Raw genomic sequence first — 16987 nt, 5'->3', positions numbered from 1 at the left:
ATGAGTACACTTTAAAAGTTGAGAGCAAAAAAAAGCCCTTATAACAAGGGCTCTTAGTTTATGGTATGTCGAAAAAGTATTATTTAAATGATTTCAGCACTTAAACCTGCATCTAACAGGGCTGAACAACGCGGCAATAAATCTTCGTAGCTTCCCGTTTTAACAGTGCACTTTCCTTTGTAGTGAACAATCAAGGAACATTGCTCTGCCTGAATGGGGGTATGATCGCAAACCTGAATCAGGGTTTCGATAACGTGATCAAAAGTGTTTACATCGTCATTGTAAACTACAATTTCATTGTTGCGGTCTTCTGCAACCAGGACATCTAATTCTTCCTGAATTTTCTCCTTGGTGCTCATATTGAAAAATCGTGGATGCATCAGTATCAGTTTTTTACAAATTTACAAGCTACCCAATTATTTTTTTCAAAATTCATGATAAAATTTAGTCCGTGTTGATTACAAACCTCTGTAATTGCCGGAATATCCTGTGTGTAAAAGCCGCTCAACAGTAAAATACCCTCGTGATTCAAACATTTGGCGTAGGCCGGTATATCTGCCATCAGGATGTTTCTGTTGATATTTGCGATGATGAGTTCGTAGTGCTTTTCTTCTAAAAGCGCCACATCGCCCTCATAAGTCTTTATGTGGCTTACCTCGTTGCGTTCTGCGTTTTCTACGGTGTTTTCATAACACCAGGGATCAATATCTATCGCATCAACCGGAACAGCACCTTTCATGGCAGCAAGAATTGCCAGTATTCCCGTACCGCAACCCATATCAAGGGTTTTTAGACCCTTTACATCCAGCTTTAGCAAATGCTTGATCATTAAATGCGTGGTCTCGTGATGCCCGGTGCCAAATGACATTTTGGGTTCAATCACAATATCAAACGCAGTATATGGTTTTGGGTGAAAGGGCGCGCGTACCGTACACAAGCCATCAACCTCTATAGGTTCAAAGTTTTTTTCCCATTCTTCGTTCCAGTTTACCGGTTCTATGAGACTAATCGTATAGGACGTCTCAAAATCGGGATTGTTGAGAATGGAAACCGATTCAAGAATCTCATCGTGATTTAATGCAGACTGAATGTAGGCTTTTACGCCATCTTCAGTCTCGTCAAAACTTTCAAAATCGAGTTCCGCCAGTTGCGCGATTAAAATTTCTGCGCCGGGGTTTACCGGCGCGATTTTAAAATGGTATTCGGTATATGCTTCAGCCATTCTTTAAAAGGCGTTTACGATAGCCATAAAGTCTTCGGCTTTAAGTGAAGCGCCACCAATAAGACCACCGTCAACATCGGGTTTTGAAAATATTTCTTCGGCGTTATTGGGTTTTACACTTCCTCCATAAAGAATTGTAATGCTGTCTGCAAGTTCTTTAGAATATTCTTCGGCGATGGTCTTACGTATAAATGCATGCATTTCCTGAGCCTGATCGGGGCTTGCCGTTTCGCCCGTACCAATGGCCCAAACCGGTTCGTATGCCAGTACAATATGTTTCCAGGCATCTGCATCCAGATGGAATAAAGCCTGACTGATTTGCTTGTTTACGACTTCAAAATGCTCACCAAAGTTTCGGTCTTTTAATTCTTCACCAAAGCAATAAATTACTTTCATGGAATTTTCAAGTGCCGTATTTACTTTTTCAGCTAAAAGATCTTCCTTTTCGCCAAAATAAGCACGACGCTCACTATGTCCCAGAATCACGGTTTTAATACCTACTCCTTTAAGCATAGCTGCACTGATCTCACCGGTAAATGCTCCTGAGCTTGATTGATGCATATTTTGGGCAGCAACCTCTATATCAGAACCTTTTAAACTTTCAAAGGCAGTATATAGGTTGGTAAAAGGAGGGGCGATAATTACCTCTGCGTCAGATGTCTTGTTTATTTTTTTTAAGCCGTCAATCAATTCCTGCGTTTCGGCAAGATCGGTATTCATTTTCCAGTTTCCGGCTACAATATGTTTTCTCATTGTTATTGTTTTTTAGTTGATTATCTGTAGTGGTTGTTGATTTTTTTTTGAATGCTGAGCTTTCATTTTAGCTCTCGAAAATCAGTGATTTCAAGAGCTTGTGTAAAACTGATTTTAGTTTTTATCTCCTTATAAATTTATTCTGAAGAGCTTCCGCTGTAAAATTTATCTCTGGCGAAAAAAGTACAGGACTGCTAATTAAGCAAAATGGGAGGAATATTTTCTGCATAAAAATGATAATTTCTAAAAATAGCGACATCAAACTGATTACACAACAATATGCTTATCTAATACGCACTTTGGGGTCCAAAAAGCCATAAATAATGTCCACCAGTATATTGATCAAAATAAACATCGTGGCTATGATTAAAACCGAACCCATTATGATGGGTAAATCGAGGGTATTCAGGGCGTCTACGATTTCTTTTCCAAGGCCATTCCAGCCAAAAATATATTCTACGAAAACAGCTCCTGCAAGCATAGAGGCAAACCAGCCTGAAACTGCGGTAATAACCGGATTGAGCGCGTTTTTAAGCGCGTGTCTCCAGACTATTTGTGTTTTGTTGAGGCCTTTTGCCTGAGCGGTACGAATGTATTCCTGATTATACACTTCGAGAATGGAATTGCGCATCAGCTGAATCACCACAGCCAGCGGCCGTATTCCGAGCACAATTGCAGGCAACATGATGTTTTTCCATTGAATGGTGATGGCTTCGCCAAAATCATCCATCGCATACAGGCTGCCGGTCATGTTTAGCTTTGTGTAGTTGTGCAATACATACCCAAAAAACCAGGCAAACAGAATGGCGCTAAAAAAGCTGGGCACACTCATACCCAGAGTACTCACAACCTGTATTGCTTTATCAACCCAGGTATCCCGGGCATTTGCAGAAACGACCCCGAGAAAAATTCCTAAAAGCATCGCCAGGCTAATGGCGCTTACTGCGAGCACAATAGTGTTGGGAAGCGTTTCGCCAATGACTTCAGCAACGGTTTTTCCTGTTTTTTGAAAAGATTCTCGGAGATACGGTTTTTTCAAAACCAGGCTATAGCTGCCCATATCAAAAAGTCGCGTATACCGGTATTTTCCTGATGATAAACTGGTATAATTTTCACCTTCGCTTTTGTGTAGGGATAAGGGCGAAAGGTCATTCAGGTAATAGGCGTATTGTGTGAAAACAGGCTTGTCAAATCCGTATTTGTGTTTGATTATCGCCAACTGCTCGGGATCTTCATTTTGATCAAGCATCATACGCGCCGGGTCTCCCGGTAAAACAGTAAATAGCAGGAATACCACTGTCACGACCCCAAAAAGGGTGAGCAGGGCATAAAAAAGTTTATTTAAGATGTAATAGATCAGAGTCGTTTGATTTCAGAAAGTTTAAGGGCTTTAAATTGAACATCTTTACCCATTAAATCGGCTACATATTCTTCGATGGTGCGTTTAAAACCGGCGGCTTTACGGCGCTCGTTTAGGGTTTCAGGTTCTGTAACCGGCCATATAAAAAAGCCATTTTCGGCAGTAATCTGCGCCTGGGTGCCATAAATCTGTTCCTTATCCTGCATCATCAGATGCTTATCTTCAAGAGTGGCTACCTGAGTCATTGGGATTTCACCCTTTTCAGCAGCTTTTTTGAGAATATCCAGATATGCTTCAATCTCACCGGGATTATGGGCAATGACTTCTAAAGCTACCAGATTGGTGGGTTCTCCCACCAGTGATTTACCGGGGTAACCATAGCGCTCTATGAGTCTCTTTATACGTTTAAGATTTGTCGTGTCTATCAGGCGCTGCTTTTTCCACAGGTCACCGGTATAGTCTTCTTCAGGGATGCCTAATTCTTCGGCGAGGGCTTTCCGCTTTGCGGGATCACTTTCCTGAATAAGGGGTCTGTAGAGCTTATCGAGCCTGGTGATACTATCCAGCTGAAATTTAAGGTTGAAATCCAGGTCGAGATTTGCAGTAGGCAATTTTTCGAGTTCGATTTCTTCTGCATCATTCCAGTGTTTTTTCTGAATGATGGTTCCATTATTCAGCTTCAAAATCCCCGGATTGCTGCGTACAATGGTTTTTAAGGTTGTGGCATCGGTAAAATAGAAGTCAAAATTGATTTCCTGTTTTAGCTTTAACGAATTGACTTCATCAACGCCTGAAGCCGTAAGACCTATTACCTGATAACCTCTTCGTATCGCATCATTGGTAAGGGATTTAATGGCGGGCCAGCCGTTCCATTCGGTTTTGCTCAGGTCATAAGCAACGATGACGATGAGGTTGGGTGTATTTAAAAACTCTTCCGCATAATCCTCGCCGTCTTTTTCAATGGTAAAATCGTGTACAGGCGGAACGTAGCCTTTGGTTACCAGTTCGGTATCAACGCCGATGAATTCACCTTCAACAGTGGGATATTCACCCTGGGTGGTGAACACTTTTTCTTCACCATTTACCTTAAATTTCCAGTTGTAGTCAAAAATATCAACGGGAGCGCCTTCCGGGATTTCCATTCCCTCGGCGATGTTGGAGCCCACTTTATAAGCTCTGAAATCAATAAGCGGAAGATGCATTAAGACGTAATATCCAAAGCTCAGGCACGCAATAAAGGTCGCGAAGATGATGATAGACCGGCCGAAATTGGTGAAAAACGGCTGAATGTATTTGATATTGATGAATAGAAAGACAATCAAAATAAGCAGGATCACATCTTTGGTAAAGGATTGCCAGGGCGTAAGTGGCAGGGCATCTCCAAAGCAACCACAATCGGTCACTTTATTGAAATAGGCCGAGTAGAAGGTAAGGAAGGTGAAAAAGAGAATCATCAGCAACAGCAGCCATAAGGTGAGTCTTTTGTAATACCCAATGATGAGTGCAACCCCAAGCACCAGTTCTACAATCACCGAAATGATCGCGAGACCCAGGGCAAACGGACTCAAAAATTCAAGATTGAGTACATCGGGCCCAAAATATTCCTGCAGTTTAAATGAAAAACCAACGGGATCGTTGAGCTTTATAAAACCCGAAATGATAAACAGGATACCTACAAATACACGAATAAAACCTATTAATGCTTTCAAATTTATTCCGTTTTAGATTCTTCAATATGAATTAAGGCAAACACCGCATAATTAATCATATCCTGATAATTCGCGTCGATACCTTCAGAAACCAGCGTTTTGCCTTTGTTGTTTTCAATCTGTTTTACGCGCAGCAGTTTTTGCAGAATTAAGTCGGTTAGGGAGCTGATGCGCATATCACGCCAGGCCTCACCGTAGTCATGATTTTTATTTAGCATGAGTTCTTTGGTGATCTTTACGTGCCTGTCATAGGCTTCAAGGGCTTCGTCCAGATTGAGGTCGGGTTGTTCTGCCACGCCTTTTTCCAGTTGAATAAGCGCCATTACCGAATAATTAATAATACCTATAAACTCTGAGCTTTCGTCCTCATCAATCTTGTGAACCGCATTTTCCTGCAGCCCGCGTATGCGCTGTGCTTTAATAAAAATCTGATCGGTTAATGAGGGTAATCTCAATATACGCCAGGCACTGCCGTAGTCGCTCATTTTTTTGGAAAACAAATCGCGGCAGGTGGTAATCACTGCGTCGTATTGTGCTGAAGTCTGCTTCATGAATGGGTTGTTGCTGCTCTTTTCGCTCTTAAAGACTGATTTTACAGTCAGGCTGGGCGAATTTCTGTAAATTTCGCCTAAAAATACGCAATCTGTAAAAACCGAAAGGCATTATATGGCAAGCATTAACTGCAAAGGAAATTTAATTGATTTATCTACGCCCCGGGTTATGGGAATTCTTAACCTGACGCCCGACTCTTTTTATGAAGGCAGTCGGTTTACACATGCGGATGCGGTTTTAGCTCAGACGGAGAAAATGCTGACTGAAGGTGCCGATTTTATTGATGTGGGAGCCTATAGTTCGCGGCCCGGAGCAGCTGATATTTCGGTAGATGAAGAACTATCACGGTTGCTTCCGGTGGTTGAGGTTTTAATAAAGAATTTCCCCAATCTTTTGATTTCTGTAGATACCTTTCGCAGTAAAGTGGCAAAACAGGCCGTGCAGGCAGGGGCGGCACTGATCAACGATATTTCAGCAGGACATCTTGACGAAAATATGCTTACCACCATTGCAGCGCTTCAGGTTCCCTATATTATGATGCATATGAAAGGCAACCCGCAGACGATGAATAATCTGGCGCAGTATAATGACCTTGTTAAAGAAGTGATTTATTATTTGAGTGAACGCATTGCTGCTGCCCGTGCTCTGGGGATAAATGACGTTATTGTTGATCCCGGTTTTGGCTTCGCGAAAACTATAGCTCATAATTTTGAACTTTTAAATAAGTCTGAACAGTTACAGATGCTCGATGTGCCGGTCTTAATGGGAGTTTCCCGTAAATCCATGATTTACAAAACGCTCGATGTTTCGGCTGCCGAAGCTTTAAATGGGACTACGGTTTTGAATGTCGTGGCTTTACAAAAAGGCGCTTCTATTCTTCGGGTGCACGATGTAAAGCCGGCTGTTGAAGCGGTAAGATTACTGCAGGCGCTTTCGCAAAGCGAAAATGGAACGGCTACAATCTAAGCGCAGTTAGTATCTTCGCGCAAGCTAAATTATTAAAGGTTTTGGCGAATCACCCTAATTGACTTTTTAAATGAGTGTTTTTTACATATTAATTGGTTTGACCTTGCTGGTTGTGGGAGGGGAGTTTTTAGTACGATCTTCTGTAGGATTATCGTTTAAGCTGAATCTTTCCAAAATGGTAATAGGTCTTACCGTGGTGTCTTTTGCGACTTCGGCGCCTGAACTTTTGGTGAGTTTGCAGGCTGCGCTTAATGGCTTTTCAGACATTGCCCTGGGGAATGTAATAGGCAGCAATATTGCTAATATTGCTTTAGTCCTCGGGTTAACAGCCATCATTTCAACTCTGGGTATCGATTCTGACTTTTTCCGGTTTAACTGGCCGGTGATGGTGCTGTTTTCGCTGGGATTGTATTTAGCTTTGGTCAACGACGGAGTGCTATCAAAGCTCGAAGGTTTTATAATGCTGTTTTCGCTGGTAGTTTATCTTATTCTATTAATTCGCCGCGCCAGGAAATCCCGTCCTACCGAAGAAGGGCAGAATGATGAGATTGATGCGGGCTTGTCTAAAACCTCCTATTTTAAAATCGTTGTTTGGTTACTAATAGGGGCGACTGCTCTTTATTTTGGTTCTGAATGGCTGGTTCTGGGAGCAACTGATCTGGCCACTTCTCTTGGGGTAAGTGATTATGCAATTTCAGTAACCGTAATAGCCATAGGAACCAGTGTTCCTGAACTAGCAGCTTCCTTGATAGCTGCGCTTAAGAAGGAAAAAGCTATATCCTTGGGTAATCTTATAGGTTCAAATATTTTTAATATTGCTTCAGTTTTGGGACTTACAGCGCTTATTACACCTATTCAGGTCGTAGATGATCGTATTCTGGATACCAATATGTTTTGGCTCTTAGGATTTGCTATTGTATTGCTTCCATTAGGCTTTTTACCGCTTAGAATGGAACTCAACCGTTGGAAGGGGCTCATTCTTTTTGCCGCGTATTGTGTTTTTATAGGTTTGGCGTTCAGCTAACATCAACACATTTGCATAGAAAGAGTTGGCTTGAAGCTTTGGCGCTGATTTTCATTTTCTACAGTGATGAAGCTCAAAAATAAAAAAGCCCGCAAGTTGCGGGCTTTAATTTTATCAGTCTTAAAAATCCTTAGATTTTTTTCTCTGCATTTTTAACGGTCTTAACGATACGACCTGCAACTTTGTATGGGTCAGCGTTTGAAGCAGGACGACGATCTTCTAACCATCCTTTCCATCCGCGCTCTACAGTAATAATTGGGATACGTATAGAAGCACCACGGTCAGAAATTCCGTAAGAGAAATCGTGAATAGATGCTGTCTCGTGCTTACCGGTTAGACGCTGATCGTTAAACTCACCGTAAACTGCGATATGCTCTGCAGTTACAGGACGGAAAGCCTCACAAATCGTGTCGTATACATCTTTAGAACCGGCAGTTCTCAATGTGGTGTTTGAGAAGTTTGCGTGCATACCAGAACCGTTCCAGTCTCCTTTGATTGGTTTAGGGTGATACTCAATATACCATCCATAATCTTCAGTAAGACGTTGTAACAGATAACGAGCTATCCAGATTTCATCACCTGCTTTTTTAGCTCCTTTCGCGAAAAGTTGGAATTCCCACTGGCCGCTTGCAACTTCCTGGTTAATACCTTCGAAGTTAAGACCTGCATCGATACAAAGATCTGCATGTTCTTCAACAAATTGTCTCCCGTGGGTGTTTTTTCCACCTACAGAGCAGTAGTACATACCTTGAGGACCAGGATATCCGCCTACAGGGAAACCAAGAGGCAATTGGGTAGCTTTGTCCATAATGAAATATTCCTGCTCAAAACCGAACCAGAAATCATCATCTTCATCATCAATCTGTGCGCGAGCATTAGACGGGTGAGGAGTTCCGTCAGGATTAAGAACTTCACACATTACAAGATACCCATCTCTACGAGCAGGATCTGGATATATAGCAACGGGCTTAAGTAAGCAATCTGAAGAACCACCTTCAGCCTGTTGGGTAGAAGAACCGTCAAAAGACCAGGTAGAGCAGTCTTCCAGCTTACCGCTGAAGTCTTCCTCCATCTTGGTTTTACTTCGTAAGTTGGCAGTTGGCGTATAGCCGTCAAGCCAGATATACTCTAATTTTGATTTGCCCATAATAAATTGGTTTTTAAAATTTTTTGAATTAAACGAATGCAAATATAACATTTCTTTAATACCTGGTATTTTTCAAAAGGGGGGTGGGGTCGTCTTATTAACGGAAAAAATTTAATAACCCCCCTTAAGTTTGGGGGTATATTGCGAAATCATATATTTTTGCAGGGTTGAATTTAGTAATTCATAAAAATAAGCCTGTTATGAACTCATTACGTTTTTTTGCTCTAAAGGAAAGTTACAATCGTAAAAGCATGCAAATAACTGAAAATCAGCGTAGATCTGCTGTTTTTGGGAATCACGTGTTTGGCAAAAAGGCTATGCGACAGGTGCTTTCTGCCGAAGCTTTTAAAGCTGTTGAAGATGCGATCAACACCGGTTCAAAAATAGAGCGCGCTATGGCCGATAGCATTGCGGCAGGTATGAAACAGTGGGCATTAGAGCTTGGAGCAACCCATTATACGCACTGGTTTCAGCCGCTTACAGGCGCAACTGCTGAAAAGCACGATGCCTTTTTTGAAACCGATATGGACGGTAACGCCATGGAGAAATTTGATGGTGCCCAACTCGTTCAGCAGGAACCAGATGCTTCATCATTTCCTCATGGGGGAATTCGAAACACCTTTGAGGCGCGGGGTTACACGGCCTGGGATCCTTCTTCACCGGCCTTCATATTAGACACTACACTGTGTATTCCAACCGTTTTTGTTTCCTACACGGGAGAGGCCCTTGACAATAAAACTCCGCTATTGCGTGCATTGGGTGCAATTGACAGTTCGGCTACTGCCGTTGCACAATATTTCAATAAAAGTGTAAATAAAGTAACGGCCACTTTGGGCTGGGAGCAGGAGTATTTTTTAATTGATGCGGCTTTGGCGGCGTCAAGACCCGATATTATGCAAACCGGTCGCGCAATGCTGGGTCACGCTCCTGCAAAAGGTCAGCAATTAGATGACCACTATTTTGGTTCGATCCCCACTCGTGCGCTTAATTTTATGAAAGATCTGGAGCAGCAGTGTATGTTACTCGGTATTCCGGTTAAGACCCGGCATAATGAGGTGGCCCCAAATCAGTTTGAGTTGGCTCCGGTTTTTGAGGAAGCCAATCTCGCGGTAGATCACAACTCCTTAATCATGGATTTGATGGATCGTATCGCAGAGCGGCATCATCTTAAAGTACTTTTTCACGAGAAACCATTTGCGGGAGTAAACGGAAGCGGAAAGCATAACAACTGGTCGTTGATGACCGATAACGGGATCAATTTGTTAAGTCCCGGAACCACGCCAACAAAAAACCTTCAGTTTCTAACCTTTTTTGTCAATACCATAAAGGCGGTTCAGGATAACGAAGAATTACTAAGAGCATCAGTAGCTTCAGCGGCTAATGATCATCGTTTAGGTTCGAGTGAAGCCCCGCCGGCAATTATGTCGGTTTTTATAGGAAAACAACTGACCAAAGTATTAGACGAACTGGAAAAGGTGACAGACGGTAAGCTTTCACCTCAGGAAAAAACCGATCTTAAACTCAATGTAGTAGGTAAAATCCCGGAAATTTTATTGGATAATACAGACCGCAACCGTACCTCTCCTTTTGCGTTTACAGGAAATAAATTTGAGTTCAGGGCTGTGGGGTCCACGACCAATTGTTCGCGGCCTATGGTAGTTTTAAACACGATCGTTGCACGACAGCTTTCAGACTTCAAGAATGAGGTTGATGCGCTTATCGATTCCAAAAACATGAAAAAGGATGATGCCATTTTCAATGTGTTGCGGGAATACATAAAAGCTTCGAAAAAAATACGTTTTGAAGGAGATGGCTACAGCGCGAGTTGGGAGGCTGAAGCCAAAAAGCGAAAATTGAGTAACAACAAGACCACCCCTGAAGCATTAAATATACAAATCACCAGGCCGGTTATTGAACTTTTTGAACAAACCGGCGTGATGAATGAGATCGAGTTAAAAGCGCGCTACGAAATTGAGTTAGAAGAATATGTAAAGCGCATTCAAATTGAGAGCAGAGTGCTTGGCAATATTGCGCAAAACCATATCATTCCAACCGCCATACGCTATCAAAATTTACTCATCAAGAATGTAAAAGGGCTCAAAGAGATTTTTGGAGCAGATCACAAAAAGCTGGGTCAGGAGCAGCTGGTACTTATTGAGAAAATCTCAGAATATATTAAAACCATTAATACCTTAACTTTTGAAATGATAGAAGCTCGTAAAGTGGCCAATCAGGAAGAAGTTGCCAAACGCGCTGTGTCCTATACCCAAAACGTGCTGCCCTTTTTTGATAAGATTCGTTACGCTTCTGATAAGTTGGAATTACTGGTTGAAGATAAGCTCTGGCCGCTTACCAAGAACAGAGAGCTTTTAAACCTCCATTAAAAAGAGCCGTAAGTTAACTTTAGGTTATTGAAACATTATGGAGATGTTTTTAATGCTTACAAAGCGGGTAGTCTAATTCTTACAATTGGTCTGTCGATCTTAAAAAGGGTGTTTTCCCCTTATCTACACTAAGGTCAATGAAGATCGATGTTGTAGAACTACAAGGATTTCGTAAGGTTGATTTTTGTCGAAAAATTCTATTTTCCAGTTTTGAGCAGTATTGTTTTTCTTACATTAGCTAACCGAAAGATATATTCTTCCCCTTGTAAATGCTTTCGGTTTTACCCCTTAGGTGAAAATGTTTGCGCTGGAATTGTATGAGGTTCCAAAAAGTAAATTGTTTACTACGCAAATATGTTAAAATGTATTTATTAACCATTCTATATATTATTAATTTAAAACTTTTCTATTATGAAAAAAATTGTTTTAAGCGCAGCAGCGTTATTCATTGGGGCAATTTCATTTGCTCAATCTAACGAAAGTATCGTAAATCAAGCCGGTAACGGTAACGATGCGATGGTGACACAAATGGGTTCTATTAACAAATCTGATGTAGATCAGTCCGGTAGCGTTTCTCCCGGTGCTGTAGATAATGAAGCAGTTGTAGAACAAACCGGAGTTAACAACAACTCCACAATTCGACAAAGACGAAACAGAAACCTTGCCACTACCACACAATTAGGTAATGACAACCGTGCTTTTGTTACGCAATTAAGTAGTGATAACGAAAGCGACATTGACACTGAAGGTAACGGTAATAGAGCAACAGTGACTCAGGGAGGGGGCAATTTCAACATGTCTGATATCGATCAGGATGGTGACGGTAATTTTGCTCTCAATTATCAGTGGGGATCAGAAAATGATGCCACAATAATGCAAATAGGAACGGGTAATGTAGGTGATACCAACCAGAGGGGAGCAAATAATACTTCAGAAATCTCTCAGGATGGCGCAGCCAACGTGGCAGATGTTGATCAAATAGGAAGTATGAATATGTCTATGTCAACGCAAGCTGGAACAGCTAATACCTCAACAGTTATGCAAAACGGAATGGATCATTGGAGCTCTGTTATGCAATCAGGCAGTAACAATACCAGTACTGTAATGCAATCTGGAAATGCACATACAAGTACTGTAATGCAAATGGGCAGTATGAATGTTTCAAGTGTTACCCAGAGTAACTAAATGTAAGCAAAACTAATTCTGAAAACCATTCTAAATAGAATGGTTTTTTTATTTAAAGTACCGCCAAATGGGTGTTTTTTGTATATGGAATTTATTGATAATGAGTATATTCAGTATAATTTTGTAGGAAAAAAGCTTCATTATTGATTTTGATTTTAAAACAAGTATTTAAGCCTCTGCCTTTACCGGTTCTATGATGGTAGTAAATGAAAGAGTTTATCATAGCCAATTAAAAATCGATTTCGTCGAATAATACAATTATGCTACAACAGCAGGGTTTCTTTTGTTTTAATTTAGCGACTCCTCTTAACGAGTGTAAGTTTTAAGATCACATTGAGCTTATCCCAACTTCGCCAAACTGATCTGAGATATAAACTTTAGGTATTTTATATTTTAACTTTCTCATTATGTATTTATTAACCATTCTATATATTATTAATTCTAAAACTTTTCTATTATGAAAAAAGTTATTTTATGTGCTGGTGCTCTTATGTTTGGAGCAATAGCATTCGCACAGTCAAACGAAAGTGATGTGATGCAAACTGGTAATGCTAACTTATCAGCTGTCTCTCAGGTTGGAGCAGACAACCTTTCCGGTGTAACTCAAACTGGTGACGACAACGACTCTGACGTTAGGCAGGACGGTACAATTAACAGATCTTCGGTCAATCAATTAGGAGATGCCAATACAAGTGTTGTAAGTTCAACAGGAAGACTTAATTCTTCTCAAGTTCAACAAGTGTATAACGGCAACGAGAGTGAGGTAACTCAAAACGGATCTCAAAACGGGTCTAGAGTTTTACAGGGATTTGTAAACAGTGGAGGTACTGTATCGCGTGTAGGAAATTTTAATACAAGTACTGTATCTCAGGATGGTTTTAGAAACTCATCTTTAGTTAGACAACAAGCGTTATCATCAGATCCAGGTGAATACAATGTATCTAGCGTGGATCAAATTGGTGACCTTAATAATAGTACTGTTGACCAAATTGGAGATTATAATGTCTCTGATGTTGATCAAGCAGGTGTTAACCATCTTTCTATTGTATCACAAACTGGTAGCGATAACGATGCAGACGTAGATCAATTTGCTGCGACAAATATTGCTGAAATTACCCAAAACGGAAATCTTAACACTGCCAGTATTTTGCAAAACCGAAGCGGTGATGTAGTTGCCACTAATCAAGCTTATCAGACGCAAATAGGGAATAACAATACTGCTGACATATTACAAGATTCACCATTCGCTAACGGAGCTGGTCAAGGAACGCTAAATTCTATTGCTACACAAATGCAGCAAGGTGACTTTAACACTGCAACAATCACGCAGGCAAACAGCAACCATACCGCGACACAAACACAGCTAGGTGATTCTAATATTGCTGATGATCTGCAAAAAGGTGCTTCTCAGACTTCAACAGTTATGCAGGTAGGTGATAGTAACGAAAGTTATACAGTACAAAACGGTTTTGGTCATATTTCAGAAGTAACACAAACCGGTATTTCTAACTTTAGTACTGTTAATCAAACTGGTGGTGCCTCTGAGTCTTATGTGATTCAAAGTGGTAATTCAAATGACAGCTCGGTTATGCAATCTGGTAATATGCAAATGAGTACCGTAACTCAAATGGGTAATATGAATTCAGCAACAGTTACACAAACTAATTAAGCTTTCTCTAAACTAAGAGTAAAAAAGGCTTGCGGTAACGTAAGCCTTTTTTATTTCGATTTGATTGAGAATATCTTAAATTTTGGAAAATCTATAAGTCTCAATAGTCCCTTTTTGAGGACTTTAAAACAATTTTGAAAGCGATTTCTACTGAATAAATTTTGCAGTCAAATAAATGAAAAAGATTTTTTTAAAATCAATTAAACTTACTTCGAAGATATTTGTATTTAAACGAATAAGAGCCTTTGAATGGCCTGGCCTTATAAGTTTTTACTTATTTTTATTCTGTTGGTTATTTCACTCCTATAAATAGGAAATGCTGACATTTTCTCCCCTTAAATTGATACCTGCGAAAATCTATTTCGAGGTATGTCTAAAAGAATTTATTAACCATTCTATATATTATTAATTAAACTTTTCAACTATGAAGAAAGTTATTTTATGCGCTAGTGCTCTAATGTTAGGAGCAGTTGCATTCGCACAATCAAACGAAAGTGATGTATCTCAATCCGGAAATTCAAATCTTTCTGCGGTCTCACAGGTGGGCGCAGACAATCTTTCTGGTGTAACCCAAACTGGCGATGGGAACGACTCAGATGTTATGCAAGATGGTACAATTAACCGATCATCTGTAAATCAGCTAGGAGATGGTAATACTAGTGCCGTAAGTTCTACAGGTAGACTTAACGCCTCTCAGGTTCAGCAGGTATACGATGGCAATGACAGTGAAGTTATTCAAATGGGATCTCAGAATAATTCCAGAGTGTTACAGGGTTTTGTAAATAGTGGAGGTACTGTATCTCGTGTTGGTAATTTCAATAGCAGTGAGGTTTCTCAGGATGGTTTTAGAAATAGATCTATAGTTGCTCAGCAAGCTTTTTCTTCAGACCCTAGTGAGTATAATGAATCTAGTGTTGAGCAGGTAGGTGATCTCAACAATAGTAATGTTAGTCAAATTGGGGATTATAATACTTCTGATGTAAATCAGGAAGGTGATGAGAATACTGCCATTACCTCTCAAAATGGTAATGGTAACGGTTCAGTTATTGATCAAACCAGTTCGTTAGCTAGTGGAGCCAACAACAATATAGCCGATGCATATCAAATGGGTTCAGATAACGCATCTACTTTAATACAAAGAGGTGATGATAACCTTGCTGAAACAGACCAAGAAGGTGATAACAACTCAGCAAGAACAAGACAACTAAGCGATCTTAACGAAAGTTTAATTACTCAAATCGGAGATTTAAACCGTGCAGACGTAAGACAATTTGGAGGAAACGTAAATACGTCTGATGTTGATCAAACAGGAAATTCTAATAATTCAAGTGTAGATCAGTTTGGTAGTGATAATGAGTCAACTATTGTGAGCACCGGTGACGGTAATATAAATACAGTAGCTCAGGGTAATCAAAGCCCGTTGAATGTTAGAAGTTACGGCTCCTTAAGCACAATTAATCAATTAGGTGACGGTAATATGACAGATGTATTTCAGTCAGGAAATATGCAAATGAGCACTATTACTCAGGCAGGTGATATGAATTCAGCAACAGTTACACAAAGTAATTAATTTTATAGTATAAATTTTTAAAGGCAGTACGAATGACGTCTTAATTATCAGATCGAAATTCGTACTGCTTTAATTCTTTAAATTTAGAGTAGAATTAAATCTTTGACACCCTAATCATTTTTCAATATTCCCGTGAATGTTGATTTTATATTGAAACGAAAAACTAGCAATTATGAAAACAGCCTTTAAAAGTATAGTAGCACTATCCCTTTTTTTAATATCCTTTTTTAGTTTTGGACAAGAACTGGATCAGGCTGTTATTTACCAACTCAACACTCCTTCAGCAAAACAACTTCCACTGCCTGCTGAACAAACTGAAAATTCAAACATTTTTATAGTACAGGTGGGACTTTCTAATCTTATAGAAACATCTGTAGAGTCTTCTAATGTTGATCTCGCATTTAATCAGAATGGTTTAAACAATACCATATCGATGATCGATAGGGCAAACGAAATAAATATTTCCGTTATTCAAAACGGCAATCAAAATACATTTGCCAAATACAACTTCTTCAATAATACTGTGGTTAACAGCACTTTTATACAAAATGGTAATAATCAGGACATCAATATTTTTGGAGGAAATTCCATTTCAGAAGCTATGAAAATCACTATGACCGGAGATGGGCAAAGTATAATAGTTCGAAATTTCAATTAATTATTTTCGACCAGATGAGTCCCAGGCAGCTAATATTGCTTTTCCTTTTTTTTACCACAGCCGTTGTCAACGGGCAGTTTTATAATAAAGAGATTTCTGCTGAAATTGATATAACTGAGGAAAACGGAATGTTTATTTTTAAGGGCTTAATTTCAAATAAAACACCAATCAATACAAGCATACAGTACAAATTTTCAATTATCTATCCGCAAAGCGGAAATGATGAATTGGAAAAAGAAGAAACAGAAGGTCGGCTGGTTTTAGACCCCAACGAACGATTAGAAGTCCTTTCAGAAACAATACAGGGCGGGGAAGACCTAAATACAATCATACTTTTTTTAATTTATGATACAGACGGTAATCTGGTTGGGAAAGATCGTAAGGTTATTAAAAATGGGGTGATTGCCGAAGATGATACAACTGTTACTGTAATTCAGCCCAATGCTAATGCAGATGTTGCCAAATCAAAGGAAGACGGTCTTGTTTTGCGGGGTATTGTTGTTGAGGATACCAAAACAAAACCCGGAAGTGATTTTTATAAAGAGTTTTATTCTAATTACCTCTCCAAGAATATAAATGGAGAAGAAATAGTTACCATTAAAGAAGTCCTTGCTTTAGGACGTAATACAAAAATGGAAGTATTTGTCGCAGAAAAAAAGGTTTTCGAATTTTTTATAAGACCTGCTGCAGAATACCTGAAACAAATGGCTCAGTATTCAATCCTGCAGGTTATGAGACAACTCGAGTTTAACAACAAAAACCAAAATACAGTACAACGTTATTGATCC

15 protein-coding genes and 1 pseudogene are annotated in these 16987 nt (G+C 39.9%); 9 read left to right on the top strand and 7 right to left on the bottom strand.

Annotated elements, in window-relative coordinates; translation table 11 throughout:
* Positions 1 to 83: 83 nt before the first annotated feature.
* From LLW17_RS08880 to LLW17_RS08855, 6 genes are all read right to left on the bottom strand, one after another.
* A complete protein-coding gene (locus LLW17_RS08880) occupies positions 84 to 359 on the bottom strand; it encodes an ATP-dependent Clp protease adaptor ClpS (RefSeq protein ID WP_228229916.1) in 276 nt (91 codons plus the stop codon).
* A gap of 26 nt (positions 360 to 385) precedes the next feature.
* Positions 386 to 1222 carry a 50S ribosomal protein L11 methyltransferase gene (gene prmA / locus LLW17_RS08875; protein WP_228229899.1) on the bottom strand — a complete coding sequence of 279 codons (837 nt, stop codon included), beginning with the start codon at positions 1220 to 1222 and terminating at the stop codon, positions 386 to 388.
* Between the two features lie 3 nt (positions 1223 to 1225).
* Positions 1226 to 1975, bottom strand: coding sequence for a triose-phosphate isomerase (tpiA, locus tag LLW17_RS08870; RefSeq protein ID WP_228229898.1), 750 nt, complete (start codon positions 1973 to 1975; stop codon positions 1226 to 1228).
* A gap of 283 nt (positions 1976 to 2258) precedes the next feature.
* Positions 2259 to 3335, bottom strand: coding sequence for an ABC transporter permease (locus LLW17_RS08865; protein ID WP_228229915.1), 1077 nt, complete (start codon positions 3333 to 3335; stop codon positions 2259 to 2261).
* Positions 3332 to 5044, bottom strand: coding sequence for a BT_3928 family protein (locus LLW17_RS08860; RefSeq protein ID WP_228229897.1), 1713 nt, complete (start codon positions 5042 to 5044; stop codon positions 3332 to 3334). The genes LLW17_RS08865 and LLW17_RS08860 overlap by 4 nt, the downstream gene beginning before the upstream one ends.
* Positions 5045 to 5046: 2 nt before the next feature.
* Positions 5047 to 5595: a DUF1599 domain-containing protein gene (locus LLW17_RS08855; RefSeq protein ID WP_228229896.1), complete on the bottom strand. Its 549-nt coding sequence runs from the start codon at positions 5593 to 5595 to the stop codon at positions 5047 to 5049.
* A 115-nt stretch (positions 5596 to 5710) separates the two neighbouring features.
* Between LLW17_RS08855 and folP the strand changes: the two genes are divergently transcribed.
* Together folP and LLW17_RS08845 are read left to right on the top strand one after the other, a co-directional pair.
* Positions 5711 to 6562 (top strand): dihydropteroate synthase, encoded by an 852-nt coding sequence (gene folP, locus LLW17_RS08850; protein ID WP_228229895.1) that lies wholly within the window; start codon positions 5711 to 5713, stop codon positions 6560 to 6562.
* 70 nt (positions 6563 to 6632) lie between these two features.
* A complete protein-coding gene (locus LLW17_RS08845) occupies positions 6633 to 7586 on the top strand; it encodes a calcium/sodium antiporter (RefSeq protein WP_228229894.1) in 954 nt (317 codons plus the stop codon).
* Between the two features lie 130 nt (positions 7587 to 7716).
* On the opposite strand, the gene LLW17_RS08840 is transcribed toward LLW17_RS08845, so the two are convergent.
* Positions 7717 to 8733, bottom strand: coding sequence for a glutamine synthetase beta-grasp domain-containing protein (locus LLW17_RS08840; protein ID WP_228229893.1), 1017 nt, complete (start codon positions 8731 to 8733; stop codon positions 7717 to 7719).
* A 200-nt stretch (positions 8734 to 8933) separates the two neighbouring features.
* On the opposite strand from LLW17_RS08840, the gene LLW17_RS08835 reads away from it, so the two are divergent.
* The 7 genes and pseudogenes from LLW17_RS08835 to LLW17_RS08810 all read left to right on the top strand — a co-directional run bounded on the left by LLW17_RS08835 (position 8934) and on the right by LLW17_RS08810 (position 16984).
* Positions 8934 to 11117: a glutamine synthetase III family protein gene (locus LLW17_RS08835; RefSeq protein ID WP_228229892.1), complete on the top strand. Its 2184-nt coding sequence runs from the start codon at positions 8934 to 8936 to the stop codon at positions 11115 to 11117.
* A gap of 411 nt (positions 11118 to 11528) precedes the next feature.
* Entirely contained in the window at positions 11529 to 12302 is a 774-nt protein-coding gene (locus LLW17_RS08830; protein ID WP_228229891.1) for a hypothetical protein, read from the top strand.
* A gap of 490 nt (positions 12303 to 12792) precedes the next feature.
* A pseudogene (locus LLW17_RS19070) lies at positions 12793 to 12936 on the top strand (curlin repeat-containing protein); the annotation flags it as partial.
* A 105-nt stretch (positions 12937 to 13041) separates the two neighbouring features.
* On the top strand, positions 13042 to 13971 hold the full coding sequence (locus LLW17_RS08825; protein WP_434084776.1) for a hypothetical protein: 930 nt from the start codon (positions 13042 to 13044) through the stop codon (positions 13969 to 13971).
* A 424-nt stretch (positions 13972 to 14395) separates the two neighbouring features.
* Positions 14396 to 15541 carry a hypothetical protein gene (locus LLW17_RS08820; RefSeq protein ID WP_228229889.1) on the top strand — a complete coding sequence of 382 codons (1146 nt, stop codon included), beginning with the start codon at positions 14396 to 14398 and terminating at the stop codon, positions 15539 to 15541.
* 172 nt (positions 15542 to 15713) lie between these two features.
* Positions 15714 to 16199, top strand: a complete 486-nt coding sequence (locus LLW17_RS08815; protein ID WP_228229888.1) for a hypothetical protein — start codon at positions 15714 to 15716, stop codon at positions 16197 to 16199.
* Between the two features lie 128 nt (positions 16200 to 16327).
* Entirely contained in the window at positions 16328 to 16984 is a 657-nt protein-coding gene (locus tag LLW17_RS08810; protein ID WP_228229887.1) for a curli production assembly/transport protein CsgE, read from the top strand.
* Positions 16985 to 16987 lie beyond the last annotated feature (3 nt).

This window comes from Leeuwenhoekiella parthenopeia (assembly GCF_020782115.1).
GTDB classification, from domain to species: domain Bacteria; phylum Bacteroidota; class Bacteroidia; order Flavobacteriales; family Flavobacteriaceae; genus Leeuwenhoekiella; species Leeuwenhoekiella parthenopeia.
The sequence above is the reverse complement of the archived record's forward strand: the minus strand, read 5'-3'. Positions and strand labels throughout refer to the sequence as shown.

Excerpts from the sequence above, each read along its gene's own strand:
- LLW17_RS08880 (WP_228229916.1), bottom strand. The coding sequence starts at position 359 with ATGAGCACCAAGGAGAAAATTCAGGAAGAATTAGATGTCCTGGTTGCA.
- prmA (WP_228229899.1), bottom strand. The coding sequence starts at position 1,222 with ATGGCTGAAGCATATACCGAATACCATTTTAAAATCGCGCCGGTAAAC.
- tpiA (WP_228229898.1), bottom strand. The coding sequence starts at position 1,975 with ATGAGAAAACATATTGTAGCCGGAAACTGGAAAATGAATACCGATCTT.
- LLW17_RS08855 (WP_228229896.1), bottom strand. The coding sequence starts at position 5,595 with ATGAAGCAGACTTCAGCACAATACGACGCAGTGATTACCACCTGCCGC.
- folP (WP_228229895.1), top strand. The coding sequence starts at position 5,711 with ATGGCAAGCATTAACTGCAAAGGAAATTTAATTGATTTATCTACGCCC.
- LLW17_RS08845 (WP_228229894.1), top strand. The coding sequence starts at position 6,633 with ATGAGTGTTTTTTACATATTAATTGGTTTGACCTTGCTGGTTGTGGGA.
- LLW17_RS08840 (WP_228229893.1), bottom strand. The coding sequence starts at position 8,733 with ATGGGCAAATCAAAATTAGAGTATATCTGGCTTGACGGCTATACGCCA.
- LLW17_RS08835 (WP_228229892.1), top strand. The coding sequence starts at position 8,934 with ATGAACTCATTACGTTTTTTTGCTCTAAAGGAAAGTTACAATCGTAAA.
- LLW17_RS08830 (WP_228229891.1), top strand. The coding sequence starts at position 11,529 with ATGAAAAAAATTGTTTTAAGCGCAGCAGCGTTATTCATTGGGGCAATT.
- LLW17_RS08820 (WP_228229889.1), top strand. The coding sequence starts at position 14,396 with ATGAAGAAAGTTATTTTATGCGCTAGTGCTCTAATGTTAGGAGCAGTT.
- LLW17_RS08815 (WP_228229888.1), top strand. The coding sequence starts at position 15,714 with ATGAAAACAGCCTTTAAAAGTATAGTAGCACTATCCCTTTTTTTAATA.
- LLW17_RS08810 (WP_228229887.1), top strand. The coding sequence starts at position 16,328 with ATGTTTATTTTTAAGGGCTTAATTTCAAATAAAACACCAATCAATACA.